Source organism: Nitratireductor sp. ZSWI3 (genome assembly GCF_024655565.1).
GTDB lineage: Bacteria > Pseudomonadota > Alphaproteobacteria > Rhizobiales > Rhizobiaceae > Nitratireductor.
Window position 1 is genome coordinate 24,653 of the sequence record NZ_JANKOF010000049.1, and the last position, 9,602, is coordinate 34,254.

At 65.5% G+C, this 9,602-nt stretch carries 9 protein-coding genes and 1 tRNA gene; 6 read left to right on the forward strand and 4 right to left on the reverse strand.

Going from position 1 to position 9,602, the window contains the following annotated elements; genetic code table 11:
* Positions 1-56 precede the first annotated feature (56 nt).
* Entirely contained in the window at positions 57-1,031 is a 975-nt protein-coding gene (locus tag NUU27_RS15265) for a hypothetical protein (protein ID WP_257762984.1), read from the reverse strand.
* Positions 1,032-1,253: 222 nt separating this feature from the next.
* Between NUU27_RS15265 and NUU27_RS15270 the strand changes: the two genes are divergently transcribed.
* Positions 1,254-1,550, forward strand: a complete 297-nt coding sequence (locus NUU27_RS15270) for a hypothetical protein (protein ID WP_257762985.1) — start codon at positions 1,254-1,256, stop codon at positions 1,548-1,550.
* 190 nt (positions 1,551-1,740) lie between these two features.
* On the opposite strand, the gene NUU27_RS15275 is transcribed toward NUU27_RS15270, so the two are convergent.
* The 3 genes from NUU27_RS15275 to NUU27_RS15285 form a co-directional block, all read right to left on the reverse strand.
* Positions 1,741-1,816 (reverse strand) — tRNA-Glu (locus NUU27_RS15275).
* Positions 1,817-1,896: 80 nt separating this feature from the next.
* The gene (locus tag NUU27_RS15280; RefSeq protein ID WP_257762986.1) at positions 1,897-3,012 is read right to left on the reverse strand and encodes a D-Ala-D-Ala carboxypeptidase family metallohydrolase; all 1,116 of its coding nucleotides are present in this window, start codon (positions 3,010-3,012) and stop codon (positions 1,897-1,899) included.
* A gap of 220 nt (positions 3,013-3,232) precedes the next feature.
* Positions 3,233-5,062, reverse strand: coding sequence for an alpha/beta hydrolase (locus NUU27_RS15285; RefSeq protein WP_257762987.1), 1,830 nt, complete (start codon positions 5,060-5,062; stop codon positions 3,233-3,235).
* Between the two features lie 142 nt (positions 5,063-5,204).
* Between NUU27_RS15285 and NUU27_RS15290 the strand changes: the two genes are divergently transcribed.
* The 5 genes from NUU27_RS15290 to NUU27_RS15310 form a co-directional block, all read left to right on the forward strand.
* On the forward strand, positions 5,205-5,579 hold the full coding sequence (locus NUU27_RS15290; protein ID WP_257762988.1) for a hypothetical protein: 375 nt from the start codon (positions 5,205-5,207) through the stop codon (positions 5,577-5,579).
* Between the two features lie 88 nt (positions 5,580-5,667).
* The gene (locus NUU27_RS15295) at positions 5,668-6,885 is read left to right on the forward strand and encodes an LL-diaminopimelate aminotransferase (protein WP_257762989.1); all 1,218 of its coding nucleotides are present in this window, start codon (positions 5,668-5,670) and stop codon (positions 6,883-6,885) included.
* Between the two features lie 44 nt (positions 6,886-6,929).
* On the forward strand, positions 6,930-8,243 hold the full coding sequence (locus tag NUU27_RS15300; RefSeq protein ID WP_257762990.1) for a homoserine dehydrogenase: 1,314 nt from the start codon (positions 6,930-6,932) through the stop codon (positions 8,241-8,243).
* Positions 8,244-8,450: 207 nt separating this feature from the next.
* Positions 8,451-9,428, forward strand: a complete 978-nt coding sequence (gene glpX / locus NUU27_RS15305; protein ID WP_257762991.1) for a class II fructose-bisphosphatase — start codon at positions 8,451-8,453, stop codon at positions 9,426-9,428.
* A gap of 72 nt (positions 9,429-9,500) precedes the next feature.
* On the forward strand, positions 9,501-9,602 hold a 102-nt coding region (locus NUU27_RS15310), incomplete at its 3' end, for a GIY-YIG nuclease family protein (protein WP_374567055.1).

Sequence of the window (9,602 nt, forward strand, 5' to 3'; positions counted from 1 at the left end):
TCTCGTGTTGCGTGAGTCTTTTCAGTCGGTTGCGGCTGCATTCCTGAGGCGGCGAATCAACTGGCGGAGCGGTGCGGGACGGCGGCCGGCGCCCGTTTGCGATAGAACCGGCCGAGGATGAGTGGCGTCAGATATATGGGAATTTGGTAGCAGCCGATGAAGAGCAGCAGCGGGTCAGTGACGGCGGCCGGCAGGGCGGTCAGGAACAGGCCGATGTTGCGGTTGCCGGCAGCGATGCCGAGCGGCGCTGCGACGGCGCGGTCGCCGCGACCTTCGAGCACGGTGGTCACAGCCAGCTGCAGGGCGAAGTTGGCCGCAAAGGCGACGCCGAGGTTGAGCGCCACCCGCCCGGGATCGGTCCACAGGGTTTCGCCCACGGCCGACATCAGGCCGATCACCACCACGCCCATCACGATGGCGGAAATGCCGTCCAGCGACCGTATGGTCGCGGGGCCGGGGGATTTGAGGACGAACCGGCGAAGGGCGAAGGCGGCGAGCACGGCGACGGCGATGACCGTCAGCAGCCGCGCGGCGGCCGACAGGATGACCGCCGGTTCGCCGAGCGCCGGCGTCAGCCAGAAGACGGGAATCACCGTCAGCGGCAGGAGCGCGGTTCCCATCGTCATGACGCGCAGGACCGGCGCGGGGTCGTTGCCCGTCATGATCGCCAGGTGCGGACTGCCGGAGATCGGCGCCGCCGCCGCCATCAGCACCAGCGCGGTCGCCAGCGGGCCGTTCCAGCCGGCGAGAAGGAAAGCGAGCGTGAGCAGGAGCGGCAGGACGAGCTGGAATGCGATGCAGGCGGTCAGCGCGTGCCTGAAATCGCGCACCGCGCCGATGAGCTGTTTCGGCCCGACGCGCAGGGCGGAGAGGAACAGCAGGGCGGCGATCATCTCGGCGATAAAGGGCTTGGCCGCCTGTGCGGCGCCGGGCATGGCGACACCCACCGCCAGGCCGGCGATGAGGAACAGGCGCGCATGCCCCGCGGCAAAACCGAGGATCGCTTCGAATGCATTTCCGGCACGCGCCATCCTGTCCCGCCTTCAGTTCAGCGCCATGTCTTGCCGGGGCCTGCGGCGCGCGCTGTCTCCAAGGTGCGAGCCCCACCATTTTCTGCATCCGGCGAGGGCGGGGCCGTCTCGTAGGGGAATGGCTTACGCAGCTTGTCTCGCAGGGTCAAACGCGGATGGAGCGGAACTCAATTTTTGCTTTCACGTTATTCAGGCAGAAGAACTTCGAAAGGAGTATCTGCCATGCCTGAACGTGAACGTGAAACGATAGTCACTGGTGGCGGCGGAGGCGGCGGAGGGATGATCGCTGCGATAGTTGCCGTGGTTGCGGTCGTCGCGATTGTGCTGTTCGTCTTTGGCGGAGAATGGTTCGGCTCTGACTCTGGTCCGGCAAGTGTCACAATGGATAGTCCCGACGTGAACGTCGAGACACCCGCACCGGATGTCAACGTTCAAGCGCCTGAGGCGCCCGATGTGGAGATTGAGACCGGCTCGACCAGACCGTCCGGTGGTACAAATCAGACGGATACCAGCGAATAGCGGTCGCCTCGGTCATGGCGACGAGCTTCAACTCGCGCCATGACGATCGATATCCAAGTCGCCGGGCATGGTCCGAAGCATGGTCATTGTGTCGGCGCGGTATTGACGCACCCATTCTGCAAAATTCACCGACATTCGCCGATGTTTATTCGGCGATTTTGCCGATCTCTGCGAAAGTGCTTGATCTTCTTGGTACGCCCAAGGGGAATCGAACCCCTGTTTCCGCCGTGAAAGGGCGGCGTCCTAGACCGCTAGACGATGGGCGCGCTCAAGACGAGCCGCCTTATAGTGAGCTTCGCGGCGACCGGCAACCCATCTTGTGATGGTTTGATACGTTTTTTGGCAATTATTTGCGGCGGCGGCAGCGCCAGTTCCAGTCGCGCTCGGGACCGACGTCGACGTGGACGGAATTGGTGTGGCAATAAGTGCCCACGCCACCGCGCCCGGCCATCGACCGTGCGTATCGCGCCAGTTCCCATTTGCTGATGCCGGGAATCTGGATGTCGGCGGCCGCGCAATACATGTGCAGGGAGTTGCGGGCGCCGCGCACCCGCTGATTGTAGCTCGGGCTGCGATAGCCGGAGGTGACGATGATCTGCTTGCCGTAGTGACGCTCGATCTTTTTCAGCACGCTGACGAGCGCCGGCTTGAGGCATGCCGTGTCGACGCTCTCGCGCTGCTTCAGCAGACCGTTGGGCGCGAGCCGCGCAAGCCCGGCGGCGGAAGCCACCTGATAGCCTTCGGGCTCATCCTCGTAGAGGTCCACGTCGGCATCGCCGGTGCCGGACTTGCGCGAGAATTCGAACAGGCTCTCGCCCTGGCGCACACCGGGCAACGCGTCGCCGGTGGCAAGGGCGGCCCGAACGGGCTTGGCATCCGCCGTGGCGGCGGCAAGCACCACCTTGGGCTTCTCTTCGGTGGCGGCCGGCTTGGTGATCTTCTCGGCCGCGGCGGCAGCGTTCGGCTGGCGGGCGGAGAAGAAGGCGGACAGGAAGTCCCGCTTCTTCGCGCTGGCGTCTTCGGCGGTCTCCGTCGCGTCAGGAGCGGCATCCGTCGCCGCCGTGGCTGCCTCGGTCGGCTGCTCGGCGGCCGGCTTTTCCTCGGCACTTGCCGTCGTCGTTGCCTCTTCGTTCGAAGAGGCAGGTTCCGGGGGCTGCGTCTCGGCGGCCGCGGTGCTGGCGGCTTCATCGTTTTCGGGGTCCCCGGCTGCTGCCTGTTCAGGACGCGTCGTCGGGGCGGGGACGGTCGCTTCGCCGGAGGCTGCCGCGAGCGTGCCGCCGTCCTCCGTCATCTGCAGGCTCGCCGCATCCATGTCGGTCGGCGCAAGGCCGAGCTGCGCGACCGGATCGGTCGCGGTGGAGCAGGAGGCGAGGAGGAGCGACAGGAACGCCGCGGCTATGCCGCCACGACCATAAGACCGTCCTTCCCTCGGGCGACCTGCGCCACGATGCCGGAAAACCAACAGTAAACCCCCTCAGTCAGATGTTTTCGAATAAGCTGCGAATACCGGACTCTGAAAACTCCAAAGTTCCCGCACATCTGCGAATCGATAAAACGATCTATTCCCACGGGATACCAGACTATGCCGGTAGGTAGGGAATGAGGCAAGAACATGTTTGATACTTGTTATTCTTCATGACTTCGGTTTGTCAAGAAAACCGCCGGCGCCGGCCCCCGTGCCTTCAGGAGCGCATGCGCACATATTCGCCCGGCGCCTCGCCCAAGGTCTTCCTCCTTCCGCCCGGTTTGCGCGCCTTGACGCGGCGGCCGTCCTGCTTCTCGATCCATGCATGCCAATAGGGCCACCAGGAGCCTTCGCCCTCCTTGGCGCCGGCGAGCCAGTTTTCCAGCAGCCCCTCGGGCCGGGTGCCGGTCCAGTACTGGTATTTGTGCATCGCCGGCGGGTTGATGACACCGGCGATGTGCCCGGAGCCGGCCAGCACGAACTCCACCGGTCCGCCGAAGAAGCGGCTGCCGAGGAACACCGACTTGGCGGGAGCGATGTGATCCTCCCGGGTCGCCAGGTTGAAGATCGGGATCTTCACGTCCTCGAGGTGGATCGTCCTGTCGCCCAGCACGGCGCGCCCGTGCGACAGGTTGTTCTCCAGATAGCAGTTGCGCAGATAGTAGGAGTGGTTGGCCGCCCCGAGCCGGGTCGAATCGGAGTTCCAGTAGAGCAGGTCGAAGGGCAGGGGCGCCTGGCCGCGCAGGTAGTTGTTGACGACATAGGGCCAGATCAGATCGCCGGCGCGCAGCATGTTGAAGGCGGTCGCCATGCGGTTGGCGTCGAGATAGCCCTTGCCGCGCATCGCCTTGTCGAGGGCCGCGACCTGCTCCTCGTCGACGAACACCTTGAGATCGCCCGCATGGGTGAAGTCGACCTGCGTGGTGAGCAGGGTGGCCGAGGCGATGCGGGTATCGCCCTCGGCGGCGAACAGGGCGAGGGCGGCCGCCAGGAGGGTGCCGCCGACGCAGTAGCCCATGGCGTTGACCTCCTTCTCGCCGGTCGCCTTCTCGACCGCGTCGAGGGCGAACCTTATGCCTTCGTCGATGTAGTCGGCCCAGTCGAGCGTGCCGTGGCGTTCGTCGGGGTTCACCCAGGAGACGACGAAGACCGTGTGGCCCTGTTCGACCGCCCAGCGAACGAACGACCGCTTCGGGTTGAGGTCGAGGATGTAGAACTTGTTGATCCAGGGCGGCACGACGAGCAGCGGCCGCTTGAGCACCTCCTGCGTTGCCGGCTCGTATTGCAGCACCTCCACCAGCCGGCTGCGGGCGATCACCTTGCCGGGCGTTGTGGCGATGTTCTCGCCGATCCGGAACTTCGAGGCATCCGACTGGCGCAGCTTCACATCGCCCTTGCCGGCGGCGATGTCCTCGGCGAGCATGCGCATGCCGCGCACCAGGTTCTCGCCGTCGCTGGCCATGGTTTCCCGGAACAGCTCCGGATTGGTCAGTAGAAAGTTCGACGGCGACAGAGCCTGGCTCACCTGCTCCACATAGAAGCGCGCCTTTTGCCGTGTCGCCTCGTCCAGGCTGTCGGCGCCCTCGACCAGGTCGAGCGCCCAGCGCGAGGTGACGACATAGGCCTGCTTCAAGAAGCTGAAGAAGGCGTTGCGTCCCCATTCGGGATCCTGGAAGCGCCGGTCCGAGCTCGGCGGGGCGGCGTAGTCGACCGCCGTGTCCTCGCTCATGCGGCGGATGGCGTTCGCCCATATGCCCATGAATTCGGCGAAGAGCCGCGTCTGCGCCTCTAGCGCCCGGGTGGGGTCGCCCAGCCAGTATTCGCTGACGCGCGAGAAGGTGCGCACCATGTCGGCCAGCGGCGCCGCGGTGACGTCGCTCGCCTCTCCTTGTTCGCGCGCCTGTGTCCAGGCGGCGGCTGCCTTGCCGAGCTCTTCGAGAGCGCGGGCGAGGTTGCGGGCAAGGCGTTCGGGATCCTTCGCCAGGTACTGGTCGATCGAGGCGCCGGCGTGTCCCTCTTTTCCGTTCAGTTGCTTTTCCTGAGCCATGATTTACGCCCGCATTCTAGGGTCATATTCATAGATTCTGACCCTACACGCGTCTTTCAACCGACGCGCTGTTAACATAGTCTGCCGGGAGGCTCCCCCCGACCACCATGATGCATGGTAGCGGCTTGAATCGGAAGAGAATATGAAATTCAAACCTCAAGACAGGATTTTTCACGTCGCGGCGGCCTGGGGGGCAGTATGGGGGCTGGCAGCCGTCGCGCTGACCGGCTGCGTCTCGCCCAGCCTGGAGGATGCCGCGCCCACCGCCGCCCAGGCGGCGGCGCCCGGGCCGATCGTCACCGGCGAATATCCCAACCTCAACGTGCCGCCGGCCAGCGCCGCCACGCCGATCAGCGATGCGGAGAAGGCGGCGCTCACCCGCGACCTGGCGGCGACGCGCAGCCGGGTCAATGCCGGCCCCTCGGCGGCCAATGCGGAAAACGAGGCCGAGCGGCTGAGGCGCCTGGCCAGGACGCATGCCCAGCAGCGGCTCGAGGAGCTCGAGAAGGGCGAGTAGCCGTGCGTCCCTCATCGCTCTCGACCGGTCGGGGGTTTGGGTATATGAGAGCCGGGCGCGCGGTGCGCATGCGTGTTGAGGAACCCCTATGGAAGAATTCCATAAAATCCGCCGGCTTCCGCCCTATGTCTTCGAGCAGGTCAATCGCCTGAAGGCGAGCGCCCGGTCGCGGGGCGCCGACATCATCGATCTCGGCATGGGCAATCCCGACCTGCCGACGCCGCAGGCCATCGTCGACAAATTGTGCGACGTGGTGCGCGATCCGCGCACGCACCGCTATTCCTCCTCGCGCGGCATTCCCGGCCTGCGCCGCGCCCAGGCCGCCTATTATGCGCGTCGATTCGGCGTGAAGCTCGATCCGGAGACGCAGGTCGTCGCCACCCTCGGCTCGAAGGAGGGCTTTGCCAACATGGCGCAGGCCATCACCGCGCCGGGCGATGTGGTGCTGTGCCCCAATCCGACCTATCCGATCCACGCCTTCGGCTTCATCATGTCGGGCGGCGTCATCCGCGCCATCCAGGCCGAGCCGAACGACGATTTCATTCCGGCCCTCGAGCGCTCGGTGCGCTATTCGACGCCGAAGCCGCTGGCGCTGATCCTCAACTATCCGGCAAACCCGACCGCCTTCACCGCGACGCTCGACTTCTACAAGGACGTCGTGGCCTTTGCGCGCAAGAACGATCTGATCATCCTGTCGGACCTTGCCTATTCGGAGATCTATTTCGATGGCAATCCGCCGCCCTCGGTGCTCGAGGTGCCGGGAGCCATGGATGTCACGGTCGAGTTCACCTCCATGTCGAAGACCTTCTCCATGCCGGGCTGGCGCATGGGGTTCGCGGTCGGCAACGAAAGGCTGATCGCCGCCCTGTCGCGGGTCAAATCCTATCTCGACTACGGTGCCTTCACGCCGATCCAGGTGGCGGCCGCGGCGGCGCTCAATTCAGACGGTGCCGAGATCGAGGAGGTCCGGTCGGTCTATCACCGCCGCCGCGACGTGCTCGTCGAATCCTTCGCCCGTGCCGGCTGGCAGGTGCCGCCGCCGCCGGCCACGATGTTCGCCTGGGCGCCGATCCCGGAGGCCTACCGGTCGCTCGGCTCGCTCGAATTCTCCAAGCTCCTGGTGGAAAAGGCGGATGTCGCCGTTGCGCCGGGCATCGGTTTCGGCGAGTTCGGCGACGATCACGTGCGCATCGCGCTGGTCGAGAACGAACACCGCATCCGCCAGGCGGCGCGCAACATCAAGCGCTTCCTCGCATCGGCGCCGCAAAACACCGACAACGTCATCCCGCTCGGCGCTCGGCGCTGAGCGGTTCAACCCAAAAAAGCATACGAGAAGGAGCACGGCGCGACATGGCCGAAGCGTTGCGTATTGGAATTGCGGGTCTTGGAACCGTTGGAGCGTCCGTCGTGCGCTGCATGACGGAGAAGGAAGCGGAACTGACCCGGCAATGCGGACGCGCGATCGCCCTGACGGCCGTCTCGGCACGCGACCGCAACCGCGACCGCGGCATTGACATCGGCAATGCGCACTGGTTCGACGATCCGGTCGATCTGGCGCGCACGGCGGGAATCGACGTTTTCGTCGAGCTGATCGGCGGCGACAGCGGTGCGGCCTTCGACGCGGTGAAGGCGGCGCTGCAGGCGGGGCGCCACGTGGTGACGGCCAACAAGGCGCTTTTGTCGAAACACGGCGTCGAACTGGCGGCGATCGCCGAGGAGAAGGGCGTGCTCCTCAATTACGAGGCCGCCGTCGCCGGCGGCATCCCGGTTATCAAGACGATGCGCGAATCGCTCGCCGGCAACACGGTCAGCCGGGTCTTCGGCATCATGAACGGCACGGCCAACTACATCCTCACCCGCATGGAGGCGGAGGGCCTGTCCTTCGAGGATTGCCTGAGGGAGGCCCAGCGGCTCGGCTATGCCGAAGCCGACCCGACCTTCGACATCGAGGGGCATGACACGGCACACAAGCTGTCGATCCTGACGAGCCTTGCCTTTGGCTGCCGCATCTCGGCCGACGACATCTACCTGGAAGGCATCTCCAACATCACCCAGGCCGACATCCGCGCCGCGAGCGAGCTCGGCTACCGCATCAAGCTGCTCGGCGTTGCCCAGCGCACCGAGAGCGGCATCGAGCAGCGCGTGCACCCGACCATGGTGCCCACCCAGTCGGTCATCGCGCAGGTGCACGGGGTGACCAACGCGGTGGCGATCGAGACGGACATTCTGGGCGAGCTCCTGCTGTCGGGGCCTGGTGCCGGAGGCAATGCGACGGCTTCAGCCGTGATCGGCGACATCGCCGACATCGCCAAGAGCCGCCCGGGCTTCCAGCACGGGCCGGTGTTCGGCCGGCCGGCCAAGAAGCTGGTTCCCTACAAGAGGGCGCGCATGCGGGCCCATGCCGGCGGCTATTTCATCCGCATGACGGTGCACGACCGGGCCGGCGTCTTCGCGGCCATCGCCAAGCGCATGGCCAACAACGACATTTCGCTGGAATCCATCGTCCAGCATGCCGATGGCGGGCTGCCGGAGGACCAGAAGAACGTCATCCTCGTCACCCACGAAACCACCGAGGCCGCCGTGCGCAAGGCCGTCGACGGCGTCATGCAGGACGGGCACCTGGTCGACAAGCCGCAGGTCATCCGCATCGAGCGGGCGGCATGAAGGAAGCGAATGGGGAATAGCGAGTAGGGTAAAAACGGCCGATTACCCCTATTCCCTATTCGCTACTCCCTATTCGCTCTCTTTGTCACATATATTCAATCGATTCATGTTCTTGACGGTGCGGCGAGGGCCTTGCCGTGCCGCGCGCTCTTTGCCACAAGAAGCCGGCCGCTCATGGGGAGCGGGCGAAAGATCAGGAATTTATTCATGTTGAAAGTCCCCCAGGCCGGTCTCGATCGCATTCTCACGCTGGAGCTCGTTCGTGTGACGGAGCGCGCCGCGGTGGCTGCCGCCAGGCTGCGGGGCCGGGGCGACGAGAAGGCCGCCGATCAGGTCGCCGTGGATGCCATGCGCTCGGAGCTGAACCGTCTGCCCATTCGCGGCACGGTGGTGATCGGCGAGGGCGAGCGCGACGAGGCGCCGATGCTCTATATCGGCGAGGAGGTCGGTGTCGGCGAAGGGCCGGAGGTCGATATCGCGCTCGATCCGCTCGAAGGCACGACCATCTGCGCCAAGAACCTGCCCAACTCGTTGGCGGTCATCGCCATCGCCGAGCGCGGCAGCCTGCTTTACGCGCCGGACGTCTACATGGAGAAGATCGCCGTCGGGCCCGGTTATCCGGAAGGCATCGTCGATCTCGACGCGCCGGCGGTGGAGAATATCGAGGCGCTCGCCAAGGCGAAGGGCGTTCCGGTCAACGAGATCACGGCCTGCATTCTCGACCGTCCGCGCCATGCCCGCCTGATCGAGGAAGTGCGCGGCACCGGTGCCGCCATCCGGCTGATCGGCGACGGCGACGTGGCCGGCGTGATCCACACGACCGATCCGGACGAAACGGGCATCGACATCTATCTCGGCATCGGCGGCGCCCCGGAAGGCGTGCTCGCCGCCGCGGCGCTGCGCTGCATCGGCGGCCAGATGCAGGGCCGTCTGCAGCTCAACACCGAGGAAAAGATCGCGCGGGCCGCCAAGATGGGCATTTCCGATCCCGGCAAGGTCTATCGCATGGACGAGATGGCAAAGGGCGACGTGCTGTTTGCCGCCACCGGCGTCACGGACGGCAATCTGCTCTCGGGCGTCAAGTTCGGCCGCGAGCAGATCTCCACCCACACCATCGTCATGCGGTCCTCCTCGCAGACCGTGCGAGAGATCATCGCCCGCCATCAGGACCTGGAGAAGTTCTGAGCAGGCGCGAAGTCGTGTATTTGCGCCTGTCGCCGGCGGGATTAAGCTCCCGGCATGACCGGCTACGTGTACATGACGGCGAGCCAGAAGCGCGGCACGATCTATATCGGCGTCACGAACGACCTCGGCCGTCGCGTCGTCGAGCACAAATCCGGCAATGGCTCGGGCTTTGCT

Coding starts and splice junctions, on each gene's coding strand:
- NUU27_RS15265 (WP_257762984.1), bottom strand. CDS start 1,031: ATGGCGCGTGCCGGAAATGCATTCGAAGCGATCCTCGGTTTTGCCGCG.
- NUU27_RS15270 (WP_257762985.1), top strand. CDS start 1,254: ATGCCTGAACGTGAACGTGAAACGATAGTCACTGGTGGCGGCGGAGGC.
- NUU27_RS15285 (WP_257762987.1), bottom strand. CDS start 5,062: ATGGCTCAGGAAAAGCAACTGAACGGAAAAGAGGGACACGCCGGCGCC.
- NUU27_RS15290 (WP_257762988.1), top strand. CDS start 5,205: ATGAAATTCAAACCTCAAGACAGGATTTTTCACGTCGCGGCGGCCTGG.
- NUU27_RS15295 (WP_257762989.1), top strand. CDS start 5,668: ATGGAAGAATTCCATAAAATCCGCCGGCTTCCGCCCTATGTCTTCGAG.
- NUU27_RS15300 (WP_257762990.1), top strand. CDS start 6,930: ATGGCCGAAGCGTTGCGTATTGGAATTGCGGGTCTTGGAACCGTTGGA.
- glpX (WP_257762991.1), top strand. CDS start 8,451: ATGTTGAAAGTCCCCCAGGCCGGTCTCGATCGCATTCTCACGCTGGAG.